The organism is Kribbella amoyensis (assembly GCF_007828865.1).
Classification (GTDB): domain Bacteria; phylum Actinomycetota; class Actinomycetes; order Propionibacteriales; family Kribbellaceae; genus Kribbella; species Kribbella amoyensis.
This window is the reverse complement of record NZ_VIVK01000001.1, coordinates 2,282,288-2,307,233: the sequence shown is the minus strand read 5'-3', so window position 1 is coordinate 2,307,233 and position 24,946 is coordinate 2,282,288. Positions and strand designations below refer to the sequence as shown.

The following is a 24,946-nucleotide window of genomic DNA, read 5'->3' as shown; positions in this document are numbered from 1 at the left end:
GTCAGTTGCTCCCCTTCGGCTCGGTGCCGGGGACGGCACCGGGGTCGATCGCCCCGGCGTTCACGTCGGTCACCGCTGCGATCTCGTCGTGCGCGTGGTACTGGACCGAGTCACCGGTCATCTGCATGAAGGCCTGCTCCAGCGAGCCACGCTGCAGCGTGAGCTCGTGCAGCACGATGCCCTGGGCGGCGGCCACCTCACCGATCTGGTCGGTGGTCAGGTTGCCGTCGACGAACAGGACCTTGTTCTGGGTCTCGTCCTGGCCGAGCCGGGTGACGAGCTGCTGCTCGTGGAGCACGCCCTGGAGCTGGTCGAGCTGCGGGCTGCGGACCTTGATCGTGGTACCGCTGGCGCGGTCGACGAACTCGGTGGTCGAGCTCTGCGCGATCAGCCGGCCGCGGCCGATCACGATCAGTTCCTCGGCGGTCAGCGCCATCTCGGACAGCAGGTGGCTGGAGACCAGCACGGTGCGGCCCTCTTCGGCCAGCTTCTGCATGAACGTCCGGATCCAGACGATGCCCTCCGGGTCGAGACCGTTCACCGGCTCGTCGAAGAGCAGCACCTCCGGGTCGCCGAGCAGGGCGCCCGCGATCCCGAGCCGCTGCGACATACCCAGCGAGTACGCGCCGGCCCGCTTGTTCGCGACGGTGGACAGGCCGACCATCTCGAGCACGGCGTCGACGCGGCTGCTCGGCAGTTTGTTGGAGGCGGCCATCCAGGCCAGGTGCGCCCGGGCCGACCGGTTCGGGTGGACCCATTTCGCGTCCAGCAGCGCGCCGATCTTGGTCAGCGGCTGCCGCAGGTCGCGGTAGTGCTTTCCGTCGATCCGGACGTCGCCGGAGGTCGGGTTGTCGAGTCCCAGCATCATCCGCATCGTGGTCGACTTGCCGGCCCCGTTCGGGCCGAGGAAGCCGGTCACCTTGCCTGGTTTGACCTGGAACGACAGGTTGTCAACGGCAACGGTTGCGCCGTATCGCTTGGTGAGGCCTTGTGCCTCGATCATCGCCGTACTCCTCGTTCGGTAGCGCGCCGGATGTCAGGGGGCGGGCAGTCCACTTCAGTATCAAGGCCGAGCCGGGTCATCACATCGGACCCCGGGCGGATCCGGTGTGTCCACCTCAGGATGGAGTCTGCCGTCCGTCCTTCGCCGGGTGCCATCGGTTACCTCCCTGAGCCTCCCCCGAGCATTCCCCACCAAGGCACCCGGCCGCATCCGACGAAAGTCGACAACCACCCGACCAAAGGGTTGCACCCAACCTGAAGGTCACTCCCACTTGGAAGCAACCGCACCCCGCCGCCACAACCCAACCAACAGACAACCGTTGACGAACCGAGAAACAACAACCGTCCCCGGCCGGGACGAGCAGCCCAGCAGGTGGTGGTTGCTCCGGGCAGCGAATCGGCAATCGCACCGGCCAGGCGCATGCCGGACAGGCGAAAGGCCCGCCGGGGAGGTTCCCGGCGGGCCTTTCGGTAGTACGCCAGCTTGGTGCTGGGTGCTGCTCTGCGCTGGTTATGCGGCGGCGTTGACCTCGGCCGGGGTGTCGGAGATGACCGACTCCCGGCGCTTGGAGACGACCACCGCGGCGGCCAGCACCGCGACGGCGACGACCGCGATGATGATGCGCAGCGTGGTGTTGCTGTCGTTGCCGATCGAGGAGAGACCGACGACGGCCGGGGCGATCAGCACGGAGACCAGGTTCATCACCTTGATCAGCGGGTTGATGGCCGGGCCGGCGGTGTCCTTGAACGGGTCACCGACGGTGTCACCGATGACGGTGGCCTCGTGCGCCGGCGAACCCTTGCCGCCGTGGTTGCCGTCCTCGACCAGCTTCTTGGCGTTGTCCCACGCGCCACCGGCGTTGGCCAGGAAGACCGCCATCAGGGTGCCGGTCGCGATCGCACCGGCCAGGTAGCCGGCCAGCGCCGAGGCGCCGAGGCCGAAGCCGACGGCGATCGGCGCGGTGATCGCGAGCAGACCCGGGGTCGCCAGCTCCCGCAGCGAGTCACGGGTGCAGATGTCGACGACCTTGCCGTACTCCGGCTTGCCGGTGCCCTCCATGATGCCCGGGATGTCCCGGAACTGGCGGCGTACCTCGTAGACGACCGCACCGGCGGCGCGGCCGACGGCGTTGATGGCCAGGCCGGAGAACATGAACACCACGGCGGCACCGACGATCAGGCCGACCAGGGTGCCCGGGTTGAACACCAGCGAGTCCGCCTCGAACTTGGAGTAGTTCTCCGCCAGCGAAGCGCGGATCGCGTCCGTGTACGAACCGAACAACGCGGTCGCCGCGAGCACGGCGGTCGCGATCGCGATGCCCTTGGTGATGGCCTTGGTGGTGTTGCCGACGGCGTCCAGCTCGGTGAGGATCTGGGCCGCTTCGCCGTCCACGTCGCCGGACATCTCGGCGATGCCCTGCGCGTTGTCGGAGACCGGGCCGAAGGTGTCCATCGCGACGATGACGCCGACGGTGGTGAGCAGACCGCAACCGGCCAGCGCGATCGCGAACAGCGCGACCACACCGGTACCGCCGACCAGGAACGCGCCGTACACGGCGGCGGCGATCACCAGGGCGGTGTAGACGGCGGACTCGAAGCCGACCGAGATACCGGACAGGATCACGGTCGCGGCACCGGTCAGCGAGGTCTTGCCGACGTCCTGGACCGGCTTGTCCTCGGTCCCGGTGAAGTAGCCGGTCAGCGCCAGGATGACCGCGGCGAGCACGATGCCGATGATCACCGAGACGGTGGCGATGACCCGCGGGTCGCCGTCGAAGGCCGCGATCGTCTCGGTCGCGCCGGTCAGGTCGCCGAAGCTGCTCGGCAGGTAGACGAAGGCCGCGACGGTACACAGCACCGCTGAGATCAGTGCGGACAGGTAGAACGCACGGTTGATGGTGCGCAGACCGTTCTCACCGGCCCGCGGCCGGGTCAGGTAGACACCGATCACCGCGGTGAGGGCGCCGATGGCCGGCACGATCAGCGGGAAGATCAGGCCCTGCTCGCCGAACGCCGCCTTGCCGAGGATCAGCGAGGCGACCAGCATCACGGCGTACGACTCGAACAGGTCGGCCGCCATTCCGGCGCAGTCACCGACGTTGTCGCCCACGTTGTCGGCGATGGTCGCCGCGTTGCGGGGGTCGTCCTCGGGGATGTTCTGCTCCACCTTGCCGACCAGGTCGGCACCGACGTCGGCAGCCTTGGTAAAGATACCGCCGCCGACCCGCATGAACATCGCGAGCATGGCGGCACCGAAACCGAAGCCCTCGAGCACGGTCGGGGCATCACCCTTGAACAGCAGCACCACCAGGGCGGCACCCAGCAGGCCGAGGCCCACGGTCGCCATTCCCACGGTGCCACCGGTGCGGAACGCGACGCGCATGGCCGGCTCCCGGCCCTCGTCGCGCGCGGCGGCGGCGACCCGGACGTTGGCGCGGGTCGCGAGCCACATGCCCAGGTAGCCGATCAGGGCGGAGAATCCCGCACCGACCAGGAAGAAGACCGACCGGAAGATCTTCAGTACGGTCTCGTTGTCGCCGTCACTGTGCGCAGGCAGCAGGAACAGCAACAGGAACGCGACCACAGCGAAGATCGAGAGCGTCCGGAACTGCCGGTTCAGGAACGCGGAGGCGCCTTCCTGGACCGCGGCGGCGATCGTCTTCATGTTTTCGGTGCCATCGTTCGCGGCAAGCACCTGGCCCCGGAACACCATCGCGATGAGGACCGCGAGCACCGCGATCACTCCGACGACGACGACCAGCGTGGTGTTGCTCGACGAAAGATCCACCGCTTGTGCAGCAAGCAGCGCGGACATCCGTCCTCCTTGTAGGCAACCCCTCAGGGCTTGACGGCCCCCGTCTGCCGCAACCGAAGGGTTGGGGAAATACGACACAGCGCCAGTGGCCTGGCGCGGTGGGTCACTCTAACGGGTATCCGACCAGACCTGACGACAGGGTGGTCTAACGCATACCTCCGATGTCAGGCAAGCCGCTCACCGAGCGTGATCACCGGGACACCTTTTCACTCTGGGTCAGATCGCCGAGGCGACGTCGGGATGGATGTCGAAGACCTTGGTGAGGCCGGTGATCCGGAAGATCTTGAGCAGCCGCTCCTGGGTACAGACCAGGGCCAGCGAACCGTCGTGGGTCCGGACCCGTTTGAGACCGCCGACCAGGACGCCGAGCCCGGTGGAGTCCAGGAACTCCACGCGCTCCAGGTCGACCACCAGGTCGTACTGACCCGCGTCGACCAGCGACACCAGGGTCTCGCGGAGCTTGGGGGCGGTGTAGACGTCGATCTCCCCGCCCACTTCGACGACGGTACGTCCGCCCTCCGGACGTGTCGTCAGCGACAGATCCACTTCGGCCTCCGATCGGCGTGAACTGCTGCATTCAACCATGTACGGACCGTGAAGTAGGACCGTGTGCGAAAACTCTTTCATCCCGGCTCGGGCCGCGTCGACCTACCTGGGCGAAATGATGTGTGCATCGGCATCCGCGTTCGCATTCTGCATCAGGGCGTGCACGCTCGGATCCCGGATCGGCACCTCCCCGGCCCACAATCGCTTGAATTCAAGGCCTCCACACTCCGGTCCGGACCAGAATCTCCGCAAGCCCCGCGGACCGGTCCCGCCCGGCCCTGTTCGCATTTCGGCGAGGTCGGCCGAAATCGGCCACGGTGACTGATGCCGCGCTTGTCCTAGGCGACGACTACTGTCCTTGCCATGAGTAGTGAGGCAGCGACGGTGCTCAAGGGGCTCGCTGCCGGACCAGGGCGAGCCGAGCGGCTGACCCACGTCGAGTCCGTACCGTCGCGCGCGGGCAGGACCGGAGCATGGCCGCGATGGGTTCCCCCCGAGGTCCTCGGGCAGCTCGCGGACGCCGGTGTCGTCACCCCGTGGAGCCATCAGGTCGCCACGGCCGAAGCGGCGTACAGCGGCCACCATGTCGTCGTCGCCACCGGCACCGCGTCGGGCAAATCGCTGGGTTATCTGCTCCCCGCTTTCGCCACGCTGAGTATTGCCCAGGCCGCCTCACCCCATCGCCGGACCGCCTCCGTTCTGTACTTGTCCCCCACCAAGGCGTTGGCGCACGACCAGCTCCGCGCGGTCTCGCAGTACTCCGTGCCCGGGTTGCGCGCGACCACGCTGGACGGCGACTCGGAGCGGACCGAACGCGACTGGGCCCGCGACCACGGCACGTACGTACTGAGCAATCCGGACATGCTGCACCGGTCCGTCCTGCCGAACCACCAGCGCTGGGCCCGGTTCCTGGGCTGCCTGCAGTACGTCGTGGTCGACGAGTGCCACCACTACCGCGGGGTGTTCGGCGCCCATGTCGCCGGCGTTCTGCGGCGCCTTCGCCGGGTGTGCGCGCACTACGGTGCCCATCCGGTGTTCATGTGCGCCTCGGCCACGGTGGCCGATCCCGCGATCTCGGGAGAGCGGCTGACCGGGTTGCCGATGGTCGAGGTGACCGAGGACGGTTCGCCTCGTGGTGGCATCTCCTTCGGCCTGTGGGAGCCACCGCTCTCTTCTCTGACCGGCGAGAACGGCGCACCGGTACGCCGGGCCGCCACGGCCGAGGTGGCCGACCTGTTGACCGATCTGGTGGTGACCGGGGTCCGTACCGTCGCCTTCGTCCGGTCGCGTCGTGGGGCCGAGACGGTGGCGATGACGGCCCGGGACAACCTGGCCGAGGTGGATCCCGCCCTCGCCGACCAGGTCTCGGCGTACCGGGCCGGGTACCTCCCGGAGGAACGGCGGCGGCTCGAGGCGATGCTGCAGAGCGGTGAGCTCACCGGTGTCGCGGCCACGAACGCGCTGGAGCTGGGGATCGACATCGCCGGACTGGATGCCGTACTCCTCGCCGGCTGGCCCGGGACCCGCGCATCGCTGTGGCAGCAAGCCGGTCGCGCCGGTCGTTCGGGTGGCGACGCCCTCGCGCTCCTGGTCGCACGGGACGACCCGCTGGACACGTTCCTCGTGCGGCACCCACAGGCGATCTTCGGGCGGCCCGTCGAGGCGACCGTGTTCAACCCGGAGAATCCGTACGTCCTCGGGCCGCAGCTGTGCGCCGCCGCGCAGGAGGTGCCGCTCACCGCAGCCGACTACGAGGTCTTCGGCGTGACGACCGAGTCGGTGATCGCGCAGCTCGTCCGGCAAGGGCTGCTGCGCGAACGGCCGCACGGCTGGTTCTGGACCAGGCGGGACCGTGCCGTCGACGCGATCGACATCAGGTCGGCCGGCGGCAAGACCGTGCAGATCGTCGAGGACCGGACAGGACGTCTCCTGGGCACCGTGGACGGCGGGGCAGCGCACGCGACCGTGCACACCGGCGCGGTGTACGTCCACGCGGGTGAGTCGTACCTGGTCCGCAACCTCGACCTCGAAGGGCACGCGGCGATCGTCGAACAGGCCTCGCCGGACTACACGACGTTCGCCCGCGACGTCACCGAGATCAGCATCCTGGCCACCGAGGACACCACCGCGTGGGGATCGGCCGAGTTGTCCCGCGGCTGGGTCCAGGTGACGAGCCAGGTGATCTCGTTCCAGCGCAAGCAGCTGGTGACGGGCGACGTCCTGGACGAGCAGCCGCTGGACCTGCCGGAACGCACCCTGCGGACCAAGGCGGTCTGGTGGACCATGCCGGACTCCGCGGTCGCCGAGCTCGGCCTGTCCGACGTACCGGGGGCCGCGCACGCCGCCGAGCACGCGTCGATCGGCCTGCTCCCGTTGTTCGCCACCTGCGACCGCTGGGACATCGGCGGCGTCTCCACCGAACGGCACGCGGACACCGGCCGGCTGACCGTCTTCGTCTACGACGGGCACCCGGGCGGGGCCGGATTCGCCGAACACGGGTACGCGGCGGCACGCGAGTGGTTGACCGCGACCCGTGAGGCGATTGCACACTGTGAGTGCATGGAGGGGTGCCCGTCGTGCGTACAGTCGCCGAAATGTGGGAACGGGAACAATCCACTCGACAAGAGCGGCGCCGTGGCGCTGCTCACCGCATTACTCAGCAGTGAGGCCTGAACGCTCCAGCACCGCGCTGCTGGAAGAGAGGCAGCAACCATGGTCGTTCTCGGAATCGTTCTGATCATTCTCGCCGTGCTGTTCGGTCTGGGCGTCGCGGTCTCGTCCGGCGACTCGACCACGATGTCCGTGTTCGGGGTCGACTTCGGGCTGGTCGTGCCGACCCTGTTCTTCCTCGGCGCGGCCGCCGGGATCGCGCTGACCCTCGGCCTCTGGCTGACGAAGAAGGGCCTCGGCCGCGGGTACCGCCGGCACAAGGAGATGAAGGAGCTCCGCCAGCAGGCCGCCGCCACCCGCACCCCCGACGACACCGAAGCGCCGGCCACCGACGCGGCGACCGACCCGGACACCGCACCCGCCACCGACACCACGCCGGACGACGGACGCCAGGCCGTCGCCGGACGCGAGTCGGCGGGCGAGCTCGGCACCGGCCCGATCGACCCCGACAGCCCCAGCAGCGCGCCCGCGGCCGAAACCGAGGCGGGCCGCGGCACCCCGGGCCGGCACGCCGCCCAGCCCGACCAGGTGGATCCGCCGACCGCGGACCGCCCGGGCGGCGACCACCTGGCCGGCGGCCGGCACACCGTTGCCGACAGCACCGAATCTCGCCAGCCGCACTGACACCAGCGCGACCCTGAACGAGCAGCGGGCACGGACTTCCGTGCCCGCTGCTCGTCCGTTCCGAACAACCTTCACCTTTTCCAGGCAGTCGACCACATCTCGGCACGGTTGCAATGTCTCGGCTCCCGCACGGGCAGAGCACGGTCAGCCCGCGAGCATCGCGCGACCCGATTTCGATGCCTTGCGCAACAACCTCGCGGTGGCAATTAGTTGCCATTGGCATCAAGTGCCGCCGATCGACCGTAACCACGGCGGACCCGGCTGTGCCTTACTTGTTGTGGCGTCAACGTCGCGCTGAGTCACCATCGGCCACCGGACCACCCCGGCCTCCTCACGGGGGATCGACCCGCACCTCGCCCTCCGCGCAAAGGGCGACGGCACGGAACCGGCCGCCGGTACCGCTCCGCGTCACGGGGTCCCGACGACCTGACGCCGCGAGATGGCACGACCTCTGGAGGTTGTCTTGATCATCCGTAGATTGATGCGTCGCACCGGTGTGGCGGTACTCGCCGTCAGCGTCGCCCTGGCGACGGCCCTTCCGGCCCGGGCCGCGGCTCCGGCACCGGATCCGGCCCCGCCGTCGGGCGTGGTCGAGGTGGGCGCGGTGAAGCAGATCGCGAGCAGCGCCGACACCCGCTACTGCCTCACCTTCGTCGCCGCGGAGAAGATCCCGATGGCGGTGATGATGGCCTGCGCTCCGGGGAAGGAGGGCAAGACCCAGGAGTGGATCTACACCGAGAAGGGCCAGCTGCAGGTCGCGATGAGCAAGAGCGTCGGTGGCGCCCTTGCGAAGACGGGTGCCTGCCTGGACACGGGTGCCGACCTCGTCACCCCACCGAAGGACGCACCGGTACTGGTGCTGCCGTGCCGTGACGGCGACGGCCAGAAGTGGAACTACGACGAGAGCGGTGGCTCCTTCGTCAACGCGGCGAGTGGACTGGCACTCAGCTCGCTGCTCGGCCAGGGCAAGGACAAGCAGGCCCAACCGACGGGCAGCTTCGGCGCTGCCGGCACACCGAACCAGGGCTGGAAGGCGCTCCCGCTGCCCGGCCTGGACATCCTGGGTGCGGTCCTGGCACTCGTGAACGCGCTGCTGGCATCCCTGGGCCTGGCCCTGCCGCTGCCGATCGCGAAGGCCGCCTCCAGCCTGCTGGAACTGGTCCGGGGCGAGACCCCGGTCCCGGGTCAGATGTCGGTGTTGCCGAAGCAGATGATGCAGCTGGCCCAGCGCTGATCAGGAGGAACCTCAGCCCCACAGAGGACGGGCGCCCCGACGAGGTCGGGGCGCCCGTTTCCTTTCGGTTCGCCGGATGGGAAACCGCTGGGAGCGGCGGCTGGTCCGGTGCCCGCTGCTTGCGCGTCAGCGGGAGCGGAGTCTTGCCGCGTCCGTCACCACCAGCAGTGCCAGTGGCACCCCAACAGGTCGTCGAGCAGGCAAGAGAGTCCGTGTACCAGTCCCATGTCGTCACCTCCGATCCAGTGAACAGTTCGCCTCGAAGGTACGTCACCGCGTCACGTTCTGTACCTAGCTCGCTACTCTTTGACATGTAACTGCGAGTGAGCTTTAACCAGAGCGCAATGCTTGCCGCGCGCACCGGATTTGACAGCCTGTGGCCGTGGGCAACGAGGGTTCACCGAGCGCATCCGCGGAGCAACCCTGAGTACCGCTGGACGAGTGGGAAGTTGACAACGTTTTCTTACCCTCTACGGAAAAGTCTTCACAAAGTTGGCTCCGAGTGCCAGGGTGATCCGGCACTGGCCGCACCGAGACCCCCGCAAGGAGCTTTACTGATGCGACGTATTTCGCGGTTGACCCCGCCGGCCCTGCTGAGTGCGGCCGCGCTTGTCCTGTTGACCGGCTGTCTCGGCGCGTCGGACGATGCCGGGGACCAGGACGCGAACCGCAACGCCGATGCCACCAAGGTCGAGCTGACGCTCGGCTCGAACTCGGTCAAGGGTGGCAAGAACAGCGCCGGCGCCACCTTCACCCAGGACGTGCTGATCCCGAAATTCGTCGAGGCGCAGAAGGCCAAGGGCGTCGACGTCACGGTGAAGTTCCAGGGTGACGGCTCCGACGACGAGGTCTACAAGCAGAAGCTGTCGCTGGACCTGTCGAACAAGTCCGGGCCGGACCTGATCAACATCGACGGCATCTGGGTCGGCGAGTTCGCCCAGGCCGGGTACATCAAGCCGCTCACCGACACCGTCGGCGACGCCGCCAAGGTGGACGACTGGGACGGCTGGAAGCAGATCCCGGAGTCGGTCCAGCAGCTCGGCGTGTTCGAGGGCAAGCGGTACGGCGTGCCCGGCGGGACCGACGGCCGGGTGCTGTACTTCAACAAGAAGCTGTTCCAGCAGGCCGGGCTGCCGGCCGACTGGCAGCCGAAGTCCTGGGACGAGATCATCCAGGCCGGCCAGCAGCTGAAGAAGCTGTCCGGGGTGACCCCGATCCAGATCAACGCCGGCACCGCGATGGGTGAGGCGACCTCGATGCAGGGCGTGCTGCCGCTCCTGGTGGGCACCGGCGCGACCATCAACACCGACGGCAAGTGGCTGGGCGACTCGCCGCAGGTCCGTCAGGTGCTGGAGTTCTACAAGCAGATCTACTCGACCGGCCTGGGCGACCCGGTGCTGCAGCGCGAGGCCAAGGGACGGGACAAGTCGTTCGCCGAGTTCGCCGCGAACAAGATCGGCATCCTGCTCGAGGGCGACTACTTCTGGCGCAGCGTCGTGGAGCCGAAGGAGGGTGTCGCCAAGATGGCCGACCGCGACGCCGTCGTCGGCTACGCGCAGATCCCGGCCGTGAAGGCCGGCGCCGGCATCAAGGGCCAGGACTTCGTCTCGATGTCGGGTGGTGGCGCGGTCGCGATCAACCCGAACACCAAGTTCCCGCAGCAGGCCTGGGAGCTGCTGCAGTTCATGAACTCCGCCGAGATGGTCGAGGCCGGGCTGAACGGCGCCGCCAAGATCACCCAGCGCTCCGACGTCAACGCCAAGGTGCTGGCGGGCGACCCGATGCTGAACTTCGTCGCCTCCGAGGTGCTGCGGAACACCCAGTACCGCCCGGGCCTGGCCGAGTACCCGAAGGTGTCGGCGGCGCTGCAGCAGGCCACCGCGGACGTGGTCGGCGGCAAGTCGGTCGAGGACGCCGCCAAGGCGTACCAGACCGCGGTGGAGGCGGCGGCCGGCAGCAAGGACAAGGTCAGCAGCAACTGATGGCCACCACGACCGACCCCGCGCCGGTACGCCCGGCGCGGGTCCGCGGTCCGGCGCAGGACGTCGCAGGGCTCGGCATCGGCCGGGCCCTGGGCTTCGTCGCGCCGGCCCTGCTGCTGATCGGTGCCTTCCTGGTCTTCCCCGCGGTGTGGACGATCTACATCGGCATCACCAACTACCGGCTGACGGGGGTCGAGGCGGTCTCGCCGTCGATCGTCGGGCTGTCGAACTACACCAAAGCGCTGAACGACGCGCTGTTCCACAACGCGCTCTGGCTGACTCTGCTGTTCGTTCTCGGGTCGGCGATCATCGGGCAGAACATCCTCGGCTTCGCGCTGGCCTGGACGATGCGCCGCGCCCGCCCCGCGGTTCGCCGGACCGTCGAAGGCCTGGTGCTGCTGGCGTGGATCCTGCCGTCGACCGTGGTGGCGTACCTGTGGGTCGCGTTCTTCGACCGGGACACCGGGACGCTGAACAGCATCCTCGGGGAACAGGGCACCGCGTGGCTGATCGAGTACCCGATGGTCTGCCTGGTCCTGTTCAACACGTGGCGGGGGACGGCGTTCTCGATGATGCTGTACTCGTCCGCGCTGCAGGCGGTGCCGCCGTCCCAGCTGGAGTCGGCCCGGATGGTCGGGGCGTCGGGCTGGCAGACCCTGCGCGACGTGGTGTTCCCGCACATCCGCGGGCACGTGCTGACGAACACGCTGCTGATCTCGCTGTGGACCGCGAACGACTTCTCACCGTTCCTACTCACCAAGGGCGGCCCGAACCACGAGTCCGAGACGGTGCCGGTCTACATCTACAACGTGGCGTTGCAGGGCGGTGAGCTCGGCTACTCGTCCGCGATCTCGTTCCTGCTGCTGATCGCGAACCTGCTGGTCGCACTGCTCTACCTGCGACTGCTGAGGAGGCGTGCATGACGCCCACGTACGTCGTCCGCCGGATCGGGTTCTACGTCCTGATCGCGGCGATCACGTTGTTCTTCGCGGTCCCGATGCTCTGGATCGCGTCGGCGCCGTTCGACGAGTCGCCCGGGCTCGGGGTGAAGTGGCCGGACTGGACGCTCGACAACGTCCGCAAGACGCTGGACCACCCGTACGCGTTGCACTCGATGGTGAACTCGCTGGTCATCTGCGTGACCACCGCGATCGGCGTCACCGCGTTCGCGGCGCTCGCGAGCTACGCGCTGTCCCGGGTCCGCATTCCCGGCCGCGACGCCTTGCTGTACGGGCTGTTGCTGCTGTCGTCGGTGGTCACCGGGACCGCGGCGATGGTGCCGATCTTCGTGATGATGTTCCAGCTCGGGCTGATCGACTCGCGGTTCGGCGTCGCGCTGGTGATGACCGGCGGGTTGTTGCCGGCGGCCATCTTCATCCTGAAGGACTTCGTCGACGCGGTGCCGAAGTCGTACGAGGAGTCGGCGCGCGTGTTCGGCGCGTCCACCGGGCAGATCCTGCGGGACGTGGTGCTGCCGGTCGCACGGCCCGGGCTGGCCACCATCCTGGTCTGGGCGTTCGTGAACTCCTGGGGCAACTTCCTGGTGCCGTTCCTGTTGATCCGGTCGATCGAGTTGCAGCCCGGCGCGGTGCTGTTGCAGACCTTCACCGACGAGGGCGGCAGCGCCAACCTCTCGGTGATCCCGGTCTTCTCGCTGCTGTTCTCGATCCCGGTGGTCGTGCTGTATCTGCTGGTGAACTCGCGGTACGGGTTCCGCTTTCATGGAGGGATCAAGAGCTGATGGCGGGCATCGACATCGAAGGCCTGGCGACCGTCTACCCGAACGGCGTCCGCGCTGTCGACGGGCTGGACCTGCACGTGGCCGACGGCGAGTTCTTCGCCCTGCTCGGTCCGTCCGGGTGCGGCAAGACGACGCTGCTGCGCACGATCGCGGGTCTGGAGAACGCGTCCGAGGGCACCGTCCGGATCGACTCGGCCGACGTCACCCGGACCGAACCGGGCAAGCGTGGCGTCGCGATGGTCTTCCAGGACTACGCGCTGTTCCCGCACATGACCGTCTCCGAGAACATCACCTACCCGCTGAAGGTACGCCGGGTCGCCGCGTCCACCCGGACCGAGACGGCCGAGCGGACCGCGGCGGAGTTGTCGCTGGACGGCCTGCTCGAACGCCGGCCAGGCCAGCTCTCCGGTGGACAGCAGCAGCGCGTCGCATTGGCCCGGGCGATCGCGTCGCAGGGCAAGGTGCTCCTGCTCGACGAGCCGTTGTCCAACCTGGACGCGCGGCTCCGGCTGGAGGCGCGGACGTTCCTCAAGAAGCTGCAGCGCGACCTCGGGATCACCACGGTCTTCGTCACGCACGACCAGGCCGAGGCGCTCGCGCTGGCGGACCGGATCGCGGTGATGCAGTCCGGCAAGCTCCGCCAGCTCGGCAGTCCGCGCGAGGTCTTCGCCCGGCCGTCCAACACGTTCGTCGCGAACTTCATCGGCTCGACCCCGATGAACCTGGTCGACGGCGTCGTGGAGGCGAACGGCTCGGTCTCCCTCGTCGGCGGGTCGTTGCCCGCGGCCACCGGGTCCGTCCCGGAGGGCGCGGAGGTCACGGTCGGCGTGCGGCCCGAGTACCTGACGCTGGCGCCGGCGGGATCCGGGCTGCAGGACGGCGAGTCGATCCGCGGTGAGGTCGTCGTCGCCGAGAACCTCGGTACCTCGTCGTTGGTGTCCGTCGACTGCGACGGCACGCTGATCGGGGTCACGGTGCCGGAGGAGGACGAGCCCGAGCCGGGAGCGCCCGTGGTACTGACGGCGCCGGAGCGGCGGGTGCTGTTGTACGACAAGGAGTCCGGCGAGCTGCTGGCCCGGCAACCCGCCGTCGTCGGCTGATGGCTGTCACAACTCATCGCAGGCGCTGGACTCTCGACGATCGGGCGGAATCGGTCTGGCACTCGTTGCCGGTCGACATTCCGCCGGGTTGTCCCGGGCTGTCGGTGACGTTGACGGTGCCCGACGTCGAGGGCGCAGTCATCGACATCGGGTGCGAGGGTGCCTCAGGCTGGCGCGGGTGGTCCGGCGGGGCGCGGCGTACGTTCGCGATCACGCCGTCGGCGGCGACCCCGGGGTACGTGGCCGGCGACCTTGAGGAGGGCACGTGGTGGGTCGTCCTCGGCCTTCACCGTCTGCCGGTCGAGGGGGTCGAACTGACCGTCGAGGCCGTGACCGGGCCGGTGTCGGTGGTGCCCGGGCTGGACGAGTACGTGGCGGCGACGGCGGCTGTCGGCCTACCGGAGCGGCCGCCTCGTCGGGATCTGCCCGCGGGTGAAGGGCTTCGGTGGGTCGCCGGGGACTTCCACGCTCACTCGTTGCACTCCGACGGTTCGACGCCGATCGCGAACCTCGCGGCACTCGGTGTCGCCGCAGGTCTGGACGTCCTCGCCTGCACGGACCACAACACCGAGGCGCACCACGCGGAACTGCCCGCTGTCGGAAAGCGCTTCGGGATCGGGCTGATCCCCGGTCAAGAGGTCACGACCGAGTCGGGCCACGCGAACGCCTTCGGTGCGATCGGGGCGATCGACTTCCGCCGACCGGCCGCCACCTGGGTCACCGCGGTCGCGGCTCGTGGTGGTCTGCTGTCGATCAACCACCCGCTCGGTGGTGACTGCTCATGGCGTCAACCCCTCGGTACCGCGCATCCGCCGCTGGCCGAGATCTGGCACTCGTCCTGGCTGGATCGGCGCTGGGGTGGCCCCGTCGCTTGGTGGGAAGCCTGGGACCTCACGACGACCACGCCCATCGGCGGCAGCGACTGGCACAACCCTTCCTCGCTCACGCCGCCCGGGATCCCCACCACGTGGATCGCCGTGGACGCTGCCGCGGCCGGTCCCGACGAGTTGGTGGAGGCCGTGTTGGCGGGTCTCGCCGCGGGCCGGACGGCGATCTCGGCCGGTTACGCGGCGCCGGCGCTGCTCCGCAACGACGAGGACTTCGTCGTCCTGGATGCGCCGAACACCGTGCTCATCTCCCCCGACGGGACCAGGCGCCGCGTGTCGACCGCCCAGGAAACCCTCCCCGCCACCCAGTCCGGCGGTCACGTCCTGGTCGACCACACCGGTCAGTTCATAGCCCTGAGCAACTAGTCAGTCGAGGAGCCAGCCGTTGTGCTCGGCGATGGTGACGGCGTCGGCCCTGGTCCGGGCTCCGGTCTTGCCGATGGCGGACCAGAGCCGGTTGCGGACGACCTGCTCGGAGACCTCCAGCTTGCGGGCCATCGTGGCCACCGAACCGCCCTCGCGAGCTGCGCGCAGCGTGGTGGTTTCGCCTTCGTCCAGAGGGGTTTCGGTGTACTGCAAGGTCTCCGCGGCGAGATTGGCGTCCACGACGCGGAGACCGAGGTGAACCCGGCGGACGGCGTCGGCCAGCTCCGGCGCCGGCGTGGTCTTGAGGGTGATGCCCTTGGCGCCCGCGTCCAGCCCGCGACGGAGGTGGCCCGGCCGGCCGAACGTGGTGAGCATGACCACCCGGCACTCCGGCATCTTCGTCCGCAGCTCGGTGGTGACGCGGAGGCTGGCCTGACCCGGGCCGGCGGTGTCCAGGAGGGCGACGTTCGCGCGGTGCGTCTTGGCGGCCGCGACGACGTCGTCACTGCGGCCGAGCTCGGCGACGATCTCCAGGTCTCGCTCGCGCTCCAGACCGGTTCTGAGCACGCCGCGACTGAGGATCTGGTCGTCGACCAGCAGCAGCCGGATGCGGTCGGGCAAACAAGCCTCCGGGGTGACCGTCCGGGCGCCGGGGAGGTGCGTCCGGGTGGGTGGGCAGGACTTCGGTTGACGATGATGCTGCGCCGCGTGTGACGCCGTCCACATCAACGCGGTATCTCTACCAGATTGCGACCAGATCGCGATCCACCACCCCAGTCACACCAGTAACACCAGACTGCGCTAGTGCCCCGCGTCGGCTGGGACTACGGCAGGCGGTCCCACAACCAGCTGGGACCGACCGTCGTGGCACCCAACGCCTCCACCCGAGCCCTCAGACCCCGGTCGGCCGTGACCACCGTGATGGGGCGCGCGGGCTCGTGATCGGCGGCCCGGCGGACCACGTCGACGATCGTGTCGTCACCCGATCCCTCCGCGACTACGACCTCCACGCCATCGGCCTCGCGCTGACCGTCGCCGGTCGCGTGGTCCGCCGGGTCGGGGGCGGCCGCTCGCGCCTGTCCTTCGAGGATGACGGTGACGGGGTGCGGGACGGCGAGGCTCTGGTGGTACTCCGTGAGGCTGGCCAGCAGGCGGCGGGCGGCGCCGGCCCGGTCCCGCCACCAGCCGTTCGGGCGGGATCCGATGACGTTGGCTGCGTCGACCACGACGAGGGCTTGCCGGTCATCGTTCACCCTCCCAGTCTGCGCCCTCGGGGGTCTCGGCCCCGACCGGACCGGCCCGGGACCTCGTGGTCAGGGTGGGCGAACCGATCGCGCCGAGCTCCAAGTCGGTGGCCAGCTCCACCGTGACGGTCTCGCCGTCCAGGACGCAGCTGGTGACGTTTGCGTGGTGAAGCTCGGCGATGCGGTCTGCTGTAGCGCACGGGTCTCCGGTCCGTGCAGATTGGGCTGCGCTGAGGGCCGTGAGGTCAGCGGCGGCCTTGAGACGGTGGGTAGTCAGGGAGACCGTCGCCCAGAGCACGGCAAGCATGGTCGCGCTCAACAGGGCGACCGCCACCCAAAGGACCAGGAGGCTTCCGCTGCCTTGGTCGTCACGTGGTTTCATGGCTGCTCTTCTGTCGCCGGCTCCGCCTGCACTGTGGCTCGGCCCTCGATCGGAACCACCGACGGGAGCGCCGGCCACTCGGTGACGGCGCGGACGACGACGTGGATGTCGTCACCCTCGCGAGTGACCTCGATCTGGGCGCCGGACGGGGCCGCGCGTTCGCCGATGGATGTCGCCGTGGCTGTGGTCTCACCGCGCGCGACCGCCCGGGCGACGTCGCGCGCCGCGTCGGTACAGCGGATGCTGCTGATCACGACGCCGGCGACCCAGCAGCCGGCCATGATCGTTGCCAGCAGCATCGGAAAGAGGATGGCCACCTCGGCCGTGACGGTGCCGGCCTGGGATCTGCGTCCACGTCTCATCCGCTCGTCTCCTTTCGTCCAAGAGGTCCGGGGCGGGCGACGCCGGCCGAGCGCCGTTGCGGGGGCACGGCCGGAGTCGCCCGGTCGGTCAGAACTGGACGCCCTCGATCCCCGCGGACTGCAGAGCCCAGTTGATGATCGCCTTGAGCACCGCCAGCATCGCGTCGGACTTCAGCAGGCCGATCAGGATGCCGCCGAGCCCGCAGGCCGCGACCATCGTGACCCCGTACTCCGCGGTGATGGCGCCTCGCTCGTTCCGCACCCGGCGCCGCGTCGTCGGGACCAGCATCTTGGACATAGTCGAACCTCCCGGTCTGCCGCCCGGCCAGTCCGGAACGGCTCACTGACAAGGTGCCGTCGCGAAAGCCCTTGCAGACAAGGAGATTCGAACCTGGGGACAACTAGGAGGCGGCGCCGGCCAACCGTCGCAGCTGGTCGCCGGTGAGCCCGATCCGCGCGGCCGCGACGTTCTCGGCAAGATGATCCGCCGACCGCGTTCCCGGGATCGGTACGACGACCGGCGATCGGTGCAGCAACCAGGCCAGCGAGATCTGGGTGGGAGTCGCACCGAGCTCGGCCGCGATCTCCGCGAGTACGGGCGACGTCGCGTGACCGCCTTGTGCGATCGGAAGCCAAGCGACGAAGGCGATTCCCTCGGCCGTGCAATAGTCGAGTACGGCCTCGTGCTCGCGATCGGTGAGGTTGTAACGGTTCTGGACGCTGACCACGTCCAGCTGCTGCCGTGCCTCGATCAGTTGAGCGACGCCGACCTCCGACAGGCCGACGTGCCGAACCTTGCCCTCGGCCCGTAACTGGGCCAGCGCGCCGAACTGTTCCGAGGCCGGCACCTTCGGGTCGATGCGATGCAGCTGAAGGAGATCGATCGTGTCCACCTTCAGCCGGCGAAGGCAGAGTTCGGCCGCCTGACGCAGGTACTCCGGCCGGCCGAGCGGGATCCACTCGCCCGCGGACGGCCTCGTGTGGCCGATCTTGGTGGCGATCACCAGGTCGTCGGCGTACGGGTGCAGGGCTTCGGCCAGGAGCTCCTCGTTCGCGCCGAGGCCGTACGCGTCCGCGGTGTCGATGAAGTTGACGCCGAGCTCGACCGCGCGGCGAGCAACGTGGACCGCGTCGGAGCGCTCGTCGTGGGGACGGAATCCGGTCAGCCGCATCGCGCCGAAGCCGAGCCGGTGCACGTCGAGATCGCCGAGCTTCAGCGTCGGTGAATGGTCCATGGTGATCCTCTCGTCGCGGCCGGACGATCGGACCGGCCTGCCACCATCCTCGGAAGACCGCGGGCGGCCTTGAAATGATTCGCCTCCAGCTAAATCATCGGGAGATGCTGACGATCACCTTCACGGTCGAGGACGTCGCCCGGACCCGGCTGGCGATCTCTCCGTTGTGGGAGATCGTCGCGAGCATCCGGCTGCTCAGGACACCCCGGGCCCACCAGTTCCATCGCCGCTGGGCCGAGACGACCCGGGTACGGATCAGCCAGCCGGGGACCGACCTCGGTCTCCTGTTCGACCTGGTGGATCCACACGTCTGGTACTCGGCCGACTTCCTCACCCCGCCGCCGCGAAGCCCGGTGCCGGACCTGACGGCCGAGCTCGCGACGCTGCGAAGGGTGTCCCCCGACCAGGTGCGCGCCGACCTCGACGTACTCGCGTACGCGCGGACGCATCCCGTTGGCTCGTTGAAGGACGCCGCACTACCGAAGCGGCTCAAGCGGGCGAAGGCGGCAGACCTGCCGTCGTCGGCGGTGGCGGAGCTGTACGCCGATCCGGAGGCGGGGGTCGATCGGCTGGCCGGTGAGCTGGCCGCGTACTGGGAGGTGGCGATCGCGCCGCAGTGGGGGCGGATTCGCGCGCTCCTCGAAGGGGATCTGCTGTATCGCGGGCGGCGCCTCGGACAAGCCGGACCGGCCGGGTTGTTCGAGGACCTGGCCGAGGCCGTGCGGTGGCGGGATGGGGCGCTGCACATCCGCCATCGGCGCTTCAACGGAACGCGGGAGCTCGCCGGGGAGGGGCTGCTGTTGACGCCGTCCGCGTTCGTCTGGCCGACGGTGTACTCGAGCACGATTCCGCCTTGGCAGCCGACGGTGACGTATCCCGCTCGAGGGATCGCGACGTTGTGGACGGACACTTCGGTGGACGCACCGGCCGGGTTGGTCGGCGTACTCGGACGGTCGCGGGCGGAGTTGCTCGCGCAGTTGGACGTACCGCGGTCGACGACGGAGCTGGCGGCACGGACCGGGATGTCGGCCGGCGGAGTATCGCAGCAGTTGGGCGTGCTGCGGGACGGTGGGCTGGTGACCGCGCATCGGGTAGGGCGTTTCGTGCTCTATGCGCGGACCAGTGTGGCCGAGTCGCTGCTCGGGGCGCCGGAGTCGTCAGGGGGCTAGGGCGGGGATCGTCGTACTCAGGATGTGCGCGACGGTCGGCACGATGCCGAGCAGGACGAACGCGGGGAGGAAGCAGAGGCCAAGTGGGAGTACGGCACGGGTTTCGACAGTACGAGCCTGGGTTTCCGCGGCCCAGTGGAGCGATCGGCGGGTGTCGTCGGCTTGGTGTTCAAGGGTTTTCGCGAGGGGTGCGCCGGAACGGAGTGCTCGCTGGACCGCGCGGGCGAACGGAGCGCACGGTGGTTCGTCGCTGAGGGCGGACCACGCGTCGGCGGGGTCGGTGCCGAGGGTCAGGCGGTGCTCGACCTCGGCGAGCAGGTCGGCGAGGGGTCCGTCGAGGGCGCGGCTGACGGTACCGAGCGCGGCCTGGGGTGGGCGGCCGGCGCGAAGGCAGGCGGCGAGAAGGTCGACCGCCAGCGGAAGGTCCGCGGTGAGGCGGGCTGCGCGTCGTCGGGTGTCGGCGGACTCCAAACGGCCAAGGGCGCGGGGGATGAGGTAGTACGCGGCTGGTGCGGCGAGGAGGCCGAGGGGAAAGCCGAGAAGCAGGATCGCGCCGAAGGCGGCGGCAAGCGCCACGAGTCGGTGGAGGCGAGGTGGTGGCGCCTTCTGGGTGCCGGGTCGGTTGAAGAAGCTCAGGCGGCCACGCTGGAGCAGCCGCCGCGGCCCCGGACGACCCGGCACCAGCAGCATGACCGCGACAGCCGCAGCAACAGCCGCGCACACCGCCGAGGCGGAGTTCATCATCACCAGCTGGGGTGGAGTGGGCATGAGGGTCCTGTGGTTAGTGCGGCGTGGCTAGGCGGTTGGTCCAGTGGAGACCGGTGATGGCTAGGGCCAGGCCGGTGGCCAAGCAGAGCCAGCCTGGTGGGGTTTCGGTGAGGAAGGTGAGGGGGTTGGCGCCCAGGGCATAGCCGAGGGCTGTACCGAAGAGGGGAAGGACTGCCAGGAGACGGGCGGTGGTGCGGGCGCCGGCCAGGTTGGTGGTGATCTGGTGGCGGACCGCTTCTTCGGCGCGGAGGGTCGCGGCGAGGCGTTCGGTGATGCTGGCGAAGGGGGCTCCTGATTCTTCGGCAACGCGCCAGGCGGCGGCAAGGGAAGTGAGTCCTTCGGCGCCAGGGGTTTCGGCCGACAGGCGGAGTACGCCGGGGACGTCGCCGCCGAGGCGCGCGGCGGTGGCGGCGACCTGGAGGTCGGGACAGATCGTGGCCGCGCCTTCGAGGGCTTCGTGGGGTGGGCGACCCGCCGTGAGGTCCGCGGCCAGCACATCGCAGGCCTCGATCACCTGAGTCCGCCGCTCTGCCGCCAGGGAGAGTCGACGCGCTGCTCGGCGCTGGCCCGCGACGACGAACAGGATGACGCCGAGGGCCAGGCAGGCGACGACGAGCCCCGGACCGAGCGACAACCCCACCGCCACCGCGACCACGGCCAGACCGGCGAGGGGAACCAGGCGTCGGCTGGACGATCGAGCCAACTCGGTCGCGCCCGTCGACGGTCGGCGCTGAGCGGCGGCGGTGAGCCGGTGCAGGCCACGACCTCGGCGAGGAAGGAACCCGAACACCGCGAGCATGGTCATCACCGCTGCGAGCACTGCGTCGTTCATGCGGCACCGGCCAGCAGCTTGGTGAGCCGGGTCGCTCCCTCACTCAGTTGAACGTTGCCGTTGGCCTCGAACAGCACGGCCGGCCGTGTCTCCAGCTCACCCGCGATCGTCCGGCCGACCACGCGGATCTCCTCGACCCGCCGGACACCGTCCCGTCCCCGGGTCAGATGGATCACCGCGTGCAAGGCAGACGACACCTGGCTGTGCAGCGCGGCGCGATCGAGCCCGGCCAACGCCCCGAGCGCTTCGAGCCTGGCTGGTACGTCGGAGGCCGAGTTCGCGTGGACCGTCCCGCAGCCGCCCTCGTGTCCCGTGTTCAGCGCGCTCAGCAGGTCCACCACCTCCGCGCCCCGGACCTCGCCTACGACCAGCCGATCCGGGCGCATCCGCAACGCCTGCCGAACCAGGTCCCGCAGGCTGATCTCGCCGGATCCCTCGACGTTCGCGGGCCGGGCCTCGAGCCGGACCACGTGCGGGTGGGCCGGACACAGCTCGCTCGCGTCCTCGACCACGACCAGACGCTCCGAGGTGTCGACCAGCGACAGCAACGAATTGAGCAAGGTCGTCTTACCCGTCCCGGTCCCCCCGCTGACGAGGAACGCCAGCCGAGCGTCCAGCAGGTCGCGCAACACGGACATGCCCGCCACCGGCAGCGAACCGGCGGCGACCAGGTCCTCCAACCGGAGCACCTTGCGCGACGGGATCCGCAGCGACAAGCACGTCCCCGGCGCGGCCACCGGCGACAGGACCGCGTGGAACCTCGTCCCGTCCGGCAACCGCGCGTCGACGTACGGAGTGGCGTCGTCGAGTCGGCGGCCGGCCGCTGCGGCGAGACGGGTGGCGAGCCGGCGGACCGCGGTCTCGTCGCCGGTGCGGAGGTGGGTCCGTTCGAGTCCGGATCCGCGATCGACGAAGACCTGGTTCGGCCCGTTCACCAGGATGTCGGTGATCCCCGGCTCGGCCAGTAGACGGTCGAGTGGTCCCGCGCCCAGGGATTCGCGCCGGAGCTCCTCGACGACGGCCAGCACCGTGGAATCGCCGAAGACGCCCCCGTCCGCGCGAAGGGCCGCGGCCACCCGGGCCGGTGTCGGCTCCGAACCCTGCGCCGCCAGCGTCCCGCGAACCCGGTCCAGCAACTCCACCGAGACGCTCATGCGGCCAGCAATCCGTACAGACCGAAGGCGTCCAGCACCTCCGACGCGGTCCGGCCGAGCGCACCCCGTGGCCGTGGATCGAACCGGCCCTGGTCCATCAACCCTGGCAGATCCCGGTCGAACCGCAACCGCGCCGCCAACGGCAACGCCAGGTACTCCGCGACGTCGACCGCCGACAGGCCGCCCAACCCCGGCTCCCGGGCCACCACCCGCAGGTCGGTCGCCACCTCGCGCAACGGACCGACCAGCCGGGCCGCGGCCGCACACGAGCGAACGTCCCGCGGTACGACGAGCAGAGTGCACGTGGATCGTACGAAGGCCTCCTCCGCCGCTGGATCGCCACGGCGCGGTAGATCCACGACGACGAGGTCGCTGCTCCGTTGGGCGGCCCCCAGCACGGACCGCATCGCCTCGGGTGGCAACGCGGCCACCTCCGATCGGTCCCACGACAGCACCGCCAACCCGTCGACGACCGGCAACGCGGCCCGCAGTGCGGCAGCACTCACCCGGCCGGCGGCGTTGAGCAGACCCGGCCAACGCAACCCGTCACCCGCTTCGTTGCCCAGGGCAAGGTCTATCCCACCGCCCAGTGGGTCACCGTCGATCAGCATCGTGCGCAATCCACGCCGGCTCCCGGTCACGGCGACGGCAGCCGCCAACGTGGTGGTCCCGGCGCCACCGCAGCCGCCCACGAAAGCGAGGGTCACGGCGGCCCGCACTCCTCCGTCGAGGGTGTCGGCCAGCTTGTCGCCGAGAACGGCCTCCTCCCCCGGTAGGAGGAAGACGCCTTCCGCGCCGATGGTGAGCGCGCGCCGGTAGATGCCGGCGTCGTCGGCATCGGTCCCGGCGACCACGACGCCCGGCCGGCGGACCGGCTGGGTCCGGGCGAACGGTTCGACGAAGTCCTGGCCGACCACCACCAGGGCGGCGGACTGCCAACTTCGGCGCAGGCCGAGCAGATCCCTCTCGATCTGCGGGGTCACCTCGGCGGCGGCCGCGAGGCGGAGGAGGTCATCGAGCAGCAGGTCGTCGGCGGTGGCCAGCAGGACGGGCACGGCCGGCGGCGGTGTGGTGTTGTCCATACCCAGAAGGTGCCGTGATCGGGACGGTCCGCGGCCGGCGATCCGAATCCCTGTGGACAAAGGGATGTCGGCTTTCCGTCAGCAGCGGCAATCCGCCAGGACGAGGCGGAGACCGGCGCGCTCCGAGCCGCTACCGTTCGTTTCGAAGCGTCTTTAAATAAAGCCGCTTCGGCCTGATCACGTACCGCCCACTGATCGGAGCATCATGAAACGCATCTCGATGGCGATCGCCGCCGTCGCCGCAGTCGCGGCGGCGGTGCTCACCGCACCTGCCGCCCAGGCCGCGCCCGTCACCGCGTCCTTCACCAAGGTGTCGGACTGGGGCAGCGGGTTCGAAGGCAAGGTGACCGTTACGAACGGCACCACGAGTTCGCTGAGCACCTGGTCGGTCGCGCTGGACTTCCCGTCCGGCTTCACGATCAGCAGTTCCTGGGACGCCACCAGGAGCAGCAGCGGACAGACCCACACGTTCACTCCACCGAACTGGGCCGGCCCACTCGCCCCGGGAGCCAGCGTCACGTTCGGCTTCAACGGGAACCCCGGCAACTTCCCCGGCCTCGCCGCGTGCCGTCTCAACGGCGGAACCTGCGCGGGCGGTGGCGGCGGAACCGTACCCGGCGCACCAGGCGGTCTCACCGGTACGGCCACGTCGTCCTCGGTGAGCCTCTCCTGGTCCGCGGCGAGCGGCGCGACGTCGTACAACGTGTACCGCAACGGCACGAAGGTGGGCAGCCCGACCGGTACGTCGTACACGGACTCCGGGCTGTCCGCGAACACGCGGTACAGCTACCAGGTCAGCGCGAGCAACAGTGCCGGCGAAGGACCGAAGAGCGCCACCTTCTCCGTCACCACGGCGACCGGTGGAGGGGGCGGCACCGGTACTCGCCGGGCGGCGCCCTACCTCTACATGGGCTGGGGCGACCCGCCGAACCCCGCGACGGTCATGAACGCGACCGGGATCAAGTGGTTCACGATGGCGTTCATCCTCTCGTCGGGCGGCTGCAACCCGGCCTGGGACGGCAGCCGGCCGTTGCAGGGCAGCGCGGACGCCAACGCCATCGCGCAGATCCGCGCGGCCGGCGGCGACATCGTGCCGTCGATCGGCGGCTGGAGCGGCAACAAGCTCGGCCCGAACTGCAGTACGCCCGAAGCCCTGGCCGGGGCGTACCAGCAGGTGATCAACGCCTACAACCTGAAGGCGATCGACGTCGACATCGAGAACAGCGACGAGTTCGAGAGCGAGGTGGTCCAGGACCGGATCCTGACCGCGCTCAAGATCGTCAAGCAGAACAACCCCGGGATCCAGACGATCCTCACCTTCGGCACCTCGACGACCGGCCCGAACTACTGGGGCAACCGGCTGATCGAGCGGTCCGCGGCGCTCGGCGCGAACATCGACGTCTACACGCTGATGCCGTTCGACTTCGGCAGCGCGAACATCTACCAGGACACCGTCAACGCGTCCGAAGGCCTGAAGAACAAGCTGAAGGCGACGTTCGGCTGGACCGACGCCCAGGCGTACGCGCACCAGGGCATCTCCGGTATGAACGGCCTGTCCGACCAGCAGGAGCTGACCACCACCGCGACCTGGCAGAACATCACCACCTGGGCCAAGGGCAAGGGTCTCGGCCGGCTCGCGTTCTGGTCCGTCAACCGCGACCGCGGCTGCGCCGGCGGCGGCGTCGTCTCCAACTGCAGTGGCATCGCCCAACCGGACTGGGAGTTCACCCGCATCACCGCCGGCTTCTGAC

Annotated in this window: 23 protein-coding genes; 10 read left to right on the top strand and 13 right to left on the bottom strand. The window is 69.4% G+C overall.

The annotated features are described in order from the left end of the window. Nucleotide 1: 1 nt before the first annotated feature. The 3 genes from FB561_RS11050 to FB561_RS11040 all read right to left on the bottom strand — a co-directional run bounded on the left by FB561_RS11050 (nucleotide 2) and on the right by FB561_RS11040 (nucleotide 4,402). Nucleotides 2-1,003, bottom strand: a complete 1,002-nt coding sequence (locus tag FB561_RS11050; protein ID WP_145805714.1) for an ABC transporter ATP-binding protein — start codon at nucleotides 1,001-1,003, stop codon at nucleotides 2-4. A gap of 510 nt (nucleotides 1,004-1,513) precedes the next feature. Further along, nucleotides 1,514-3,817, bottom strand: a complete 2,304-nt coding sequence (locus FB561_RS11045; RefSeq protein ID WP_145805712.1) for a sodium-translocating pyrophosphatase — start codon at nucleotides 3,815-3,817, stop codon at nucleotides 1,514-1,516. 216 nt (nucleotides 3,818-4,033) lie between these two features. Then, nucleotides 4,034-4,402 carry an STAS domain-containing protein gene (locus FB561_RS11040; RefSeq protein WP_272952540.1) on the bottom strand — a complete coding sequence of 123 codons (369 nt, stop codon included), beginning with the start codon at nucleotides 4,400-4,402 and terminating at the stop codon, nucleotides 4,034-4,036. 324 nt (nucleotides 4,403-4,726) lie between these two features. Between FB561_RS11040 and FB561_RS11035 the strand changes: the two genes are divergently transcribed. The 8 genes from FB561_RS11035 to FB561_RS11000 all read left to right on the top strand — a co-directional run bounded on the left by FB561_RS11035 (nucleotide 4,727) and on the right by FB561_RS11000 (nucleotide 14,967). Next, nucleotides 4,727-7,036, top strand: a complete 2,310-nt coding sequence (locus FB561_RS11035) for a DEAD/DEAH box helicase (protein WP_238334764.1) — start codon at nucleotides 4,727-4,729, stop codon at nucleotides 7,034-7,036. Between the two features lie 39 nt (nucleotides 7,037-7,075). Then, complete coding sequence (locus FB561_RS11030; RefSeq protein ID WP_145805707.1) at nucleotides 7,076-7,657, top strand: stage II sporulation protein M; 582 nt, start codon at nucleotides 7,076-7,078, stop codon at nucleotides 7,655-7,657. 481 nt (nucleotides 7,658-8,138) lie between these two features. Further along, on the top strand, nucleotides 8,139-8,891 hold the full coding sequence (locus FB561_RS38965; RefSeq protein WP_170284629.1) for a ricin-type beta-trefoil lectin domain protein: 753 nt from the start codon (nucleotides 8,139-8,141) through the stop codon (nucleotides 8,889-8,891). A 557-nt stretch (nucleotides 8,892-9,448) separates the two neighbouring features. Next, nucleotides 9,449-10,873: an extracellular solute-binding protein gene (locus FB561_RS11020; protein ID WP_145805703.1), complete on the top strand. Its 1,425-nt coding sequence runs from the start codon at nucleotides 9,449-9,451 to the stop codon at nucleotides 10,871-10,873. After that, nucleotides 10,873-11,796, top strand: coding sequence for a carbohydrate ABC transporter permease (locus tag FB561_RS11015; protein WP_145805701.1), 924 nt, complete (start codon nucleotides 10,873-10,875; stop codon nucleotides 11,794-11,796). Before FB561_RS11020 ends, FB561_RS11015 begins: the two co-directional genes overlap by 1 nt. After that, complete coding sequence (locus FB561_RS11010) at nucleotides 11,793-12,614, top strand: carbohydrate ABC transporter permease (RefSeq protein WP_145805699.1); 822 nt, start codon at nucleotides 11,793-11,795, stop codon at nucleotides 12,612-12,614. The genes FB561_RS11015 and FB561_RS11010 overlap by 4 nt, the downstream gene beginning before the upstream one ends. Further along, on the top strand, nucleotides 12,614-13,714 hold the full coding sequence (locus FB561_RS11005) for an ABC transporter ATP-binding protein (RefSeq protein ID WP_145805697.1): 1,101 nt from the start codon (nucleotides 12,614-12,616) through the stop codon (nucleotides 13,712-13,714). Before FB561_RS11010 ends, FB561_RS11005 begins: the two co-directional genes overlap by 1 nt. Next, nucleotides 13,714-14,967 (top strand): CehA/McbA family metallohydrolase, encoded by a 1,254-nt coding sequence (locus FB561_RS11000; RefSeq protein WP_145805695.1) that lies wholly within the window; start codon nucleotides 13,714-13,716, stop codon nucleotides 14,965-14,967. The genes FB561_RS11005 and FB561_RS11000 overlap by 1 nt, the downstream gene beginning before the upstream one ends. On the opposite strand, the gene FB561_RS10995 is transcribed toward FB561_RS11000, so the two are convergent. The 6 genes from FB561_RS10995 to FB561_RS10970 form a co-directional block, all read right to left on the bottom strand. After that, nucleotides 14,968-15,588, bottom strand: coding sequence for a response regulator transcription factor (locus tag FB561_RS10995; RefSeq protein WP_238334763.1), 621 nt, complete (start codon nucleotides 15,586-15,588; stop codon nucleotides 14,968-14,970). Between the two features lie 203 nt (nucleotides 15,589-15,791). Then, a complete protein-coding gene (locus tag FB561_RS10990; RefSeq protein ID WP_145805691.1) occupies nucleotides 15,792-16,220 on the bottom strand; it encodes an NYN domain-containing protein in 429 nt (142 codons plus the stop codon). Then, on the bottom strand, nucleotides 16,210-16,593 hold the full coding sequence (locus FB561_RS39205; RefSeq protein WP_145805688.1) for an Rv3654c family TadE-like protein: 384 nt from the start codon (nucleotides 16,591-16,593) through the stop codon (nucleotides 16,210-16,212). Before FB561_RS39205 ends, FB561_RS10990 begins: the two co-directional genes overlap by 11 nt. Beyond that, nucleotides 16,590-16,955, bottom strand: coding sequence for a TadE family type IV pilus minor pilin (locus tag FB561_RS10980; RefSeq protein WP_145805686.1), 366 nt, complete (start codon nucleotides 16,953-16,955; stop codon nucleotides 16,590-16,592). The genes FB561_RS39205 and FB561_RS10980 overlap by 4 nt, the downstream gene beginning before the upstream one ends. A gap of 88 nt (nucleotides 16,956-17,043) precedes the next feature. Next, nucleotides 17,044-17,253: a DUF4244 domain-containing protein gene (locus FB561_RS10975; RefSeq protein WP_145805684.1), complete on the bottom strand. Its 210-nt coding sequence runs from the start codon at nucleotides 17,251-17,253 to the stop codon at nucleotides 17,044-17,046. A gap of 103 nt (nucleotides 17,254-17,356) precedes the next feature. Then, on the bottom strand, nucleotides 17,357-18,190 hold the full coding sequence (locus tag FB561_RS10970; protein ID WP_145805682.1) for an aldo/keto reductase: 834 nt from the start codon (nucleotides 18,188-18,190) through the stop codon (nucleotides 17,357-17,359). A 104-nt stretch (nucleotides 18,191-18,294) separates the two neighbouring features. Between FB561_RS10970 and FB561_RS10965 the strand changes: the two genes are divergently transcribed. Beyond that, nucleotides 18,295-19,359, top strand: a complete 1,065-nt coding sequence (locus tag FB561_RS10965; RefSeq protein WP_145805680.1) for an ArsR/SmtB family transcription factor — start codon at nucleotides 18,295-18,297, stop codon at nucleotides 19,357-19,359. Here FB561_RS10965 and FB561_RS10960 read toward each other — a convergent pair. Genes FB561_RS10960 through ssd form a run of 4 tightly spaced genes read right to left on the bottom strand, consistent with a single transcriptional unit; the run spans nucleotide 19,348 to nucleotide 23,195 of the window. Further along, nucleotides 19,348-20,127: a type II secretion system F family protein gene (locus FB561_RS10960; RefSeq protein ID WP_238334762.1), complete on the bottom strand. Its 780-nt coding sequence runs from the start codon at nucleotides 20,125-20,127 to the stop codon at nucleotides 19,348-19,350. The genes FB561_RS10965 and FB561_RS10960 overlap by 12 nt on opposite strands. Nucleotides 20,128-20,140: 13 nt before the next feature. Then, nucleotides 20,141-20,959, bottom strand: coding sequence for a type II secretion system F family protein (locus FB561_RS10955; RefSeq protein ID WP_145805678.1), 819 nt, complete (start codon nucleotides 20,957-20,959; stop codon nucleotides 20,141-20,143). Further along, nucleotides 20,956-22,113 (bottom strand): TadA family conjugal transfer-associated ATPase, encoded by a 1,158-nt coding sequence (locus FB561_RS10950; RefSeq protein WP_145805676.1) that lies wholly within the window; start codon nucleotides 22,111-22,113, stop codon nucleotides 20,956-20,958. Before FB561_RS10950 ends, FB561_RS10955 begins: the two co-directional genes overlap by 4 nt. Continuing rightward, nucleotides 22,110-23,195 carry a septum site-determining protein Ssd gene (ssd, locus tag FB561_RS10945; RefSeq protein ID WP_145805674.1) on the bottom strand — a complete coding sequence of 362 codons (1,086 nt, stop codon included), beginning with the start codon at nucleotides 23,193-23,195 and terminating at the stop codon, nucleotides 22,110-22,112. Before ssd ends, FB561_RS10950 begins: the two co-directional genes overlap by 4 nt. A gap of 205 nt (nucleotides 23,196-23,400) precedes the next feature. Between ssd and FB561_RS10940 the strand changes: the two genes are divergently transcribed. Further along, complete coding sequence (locus FB561_RS10940) at nucleotides 23,401-24,945, top strand: glycoside hydrolase family 18 protein (RefSeq protein ID WP_145805672.1); 1,545 nt, start codon at nucleotides 23,401-23,403, stop codon at nucleotides 24,943-24,945. Nucleotide 24,946: the final 1 nt, after the last annotated feature.

What these genes read in the sequence shown, in the direction of transcription:
- FB561_RS11010 (WP_145805699.1), top strand. Translation starts at nt 11,793, where the DNA reads ATGACGCCCACGTACGTCGTCCGCCGGATCGGGTTCTACGTCCTGATC.
- FB561_RS39205 (WP_145805688.1), bottom strand. Translation starts at nt 16,593, where the DNA reads ATGAAACCACGTGACGACCAAGGCAGCGGAAGCCTCCTGGTCCTTTGG.
- FB561_RS10970 (WP_145805682.1), bottom strand. Translation starts at nt 18,190, where the DNA reads ATGGACCATTCACCGACGCTGAAGCTCGGCGATCTCGACGTGCACCGG.
- FB561_RS11050 (WP_145805714.1), bottom strand. Translation starts at nt 1,003, where the DNA reads ATGATCGAGGCACAAGGCCTCACCAAGCGATACGGCGCAACCGTTGCC.
- FB561_RS10955 (WP_145805678.1), bottom strand. Translation starts at nt 20,959, where the DNA reads ATGAACGACGCAGTGCTCGCAGCGGTGATGACCATGCTCGCGGTGTTC.
- FB561_RS11040 (WP_272952540.1), bottom strand. Translation starts at nt 4,402, where the DNA reads ATGGTTGAATGCAGCAGTTCACGCCGATCGGAGGCCGAAGTGGATCTG.
- ssd (WP_145805674.1), bottom strand. Translation starts at nt 23,195, where the DNA reads ATGGACAACACCACACCGCCGCCGGCCGTGCCCGTCCTGCTGGCCACC.
- FB561_RS10975 (WP_145805684.1), bottom strand. Translation starts at nt 17,253, where the DNA reads ATGTCCAAGATGCTGGTCCCGACGACGCGGCGCCGGGTGCGGAACGAG.
- FB561_RS11035 (WP_238334764.1), top strand. Translation starts at nt 4,727, where the DNA reads ATGAGTAGTGAGGCAGCGACGGTGCTCAAGGGGCTCGCTGCCGGACCA.
- FB561_RS10940 (WP_145805672.1), top strand. Translation starts at nt 23,401, where the DNA reads ATGAAACGCATCTCGATGGCGATCGCCGCCGTCGCCGCAGTCGCGGCG.
- FB561_RS11000 (WP_145805695.1), top strand. Translation starts at nt 13,714, where the DNA reads ATGGCTGTCACAACTCATCGCAGGCGCTGGACTCTCGACGATCGGGCG.
- FB561_RS11005 (WP_145805697.1), top strand. Translation starts at nt 12,614, where the DNA reads ATGGCGGGCATCGACATCGAAGGCCTGGCGACCGTCTACCCGAACGGC.
- FB561_RS10980 (WP_145805686.1), bottom strand. Translation starts at nt 16,955, where the DNA reads ATGAGACGTGGACGCAGATCCCAGGCCGGCACCGTCACGGCCGAGGTG.
- FB561_RS11020 (WP_145805703.1), top strand. Translation starts at nt 9,449, where the DNA reads ATGCGACGTATTTCGCGGTTGACCCCGCCGGCCCTGCTGAGTGCGGCC.
- FB561_RS11015 (WP_145805701.1), top strand. Translation starts at nt 10,873, where the DNA reads ATGGCCACCACGACCGACCCCGCGCCGGTACGCCCGGCGCGGGTCCGC.
- FB561_RS10950 (WP_145805676.1), bottom strand. Translation starts at nt 22,113, where the DNA reads ATGAGCGTCTCGGTGGAGTTGCTGGACCGGGTTCGCGGGACGCTGGCG.
- FB561_RS38965 (WP_170284629.1), top strand. Translation starts at nt 8,139, where the DNA reads ATGCGTCGCACCGGTGTGGCGGTACTCGCCGTCAGCGTCGCCCTGGCG.
- FB561_RS11030 (WP_145805707.1), top strand. Translation starts at nt 7,076, where the DNA reads ATGGTCGTTCTCGGAATCGTTCTGATCATTCTCGCCGTGCTGTTCGGT.
- FB561_RS10960 (WP_238334762.1), bottom strand. Translation starts at nt 20,127, where the DNA reads ATGCCCACTCCACCCCAGCTGGTGATGATGAACTCCGCCTCGGCGGTG.
- FB561_RS11045 (WP_145805712.1), bottom strand. Translation starts at nt 3,817, where the DNA reads ATGTCCGCGCTGCTTGCTGCACAAGCGGTGGATCTTTCGTCGAGCAAC.
- FB561_RS10965 (WP_145805680.1), top strand. Translation starts at nt 18,295, where the DNA reads ATGCTGACGATCACCTTCACGGTCGAGGACGTCGCCCGGACCCGGCTG.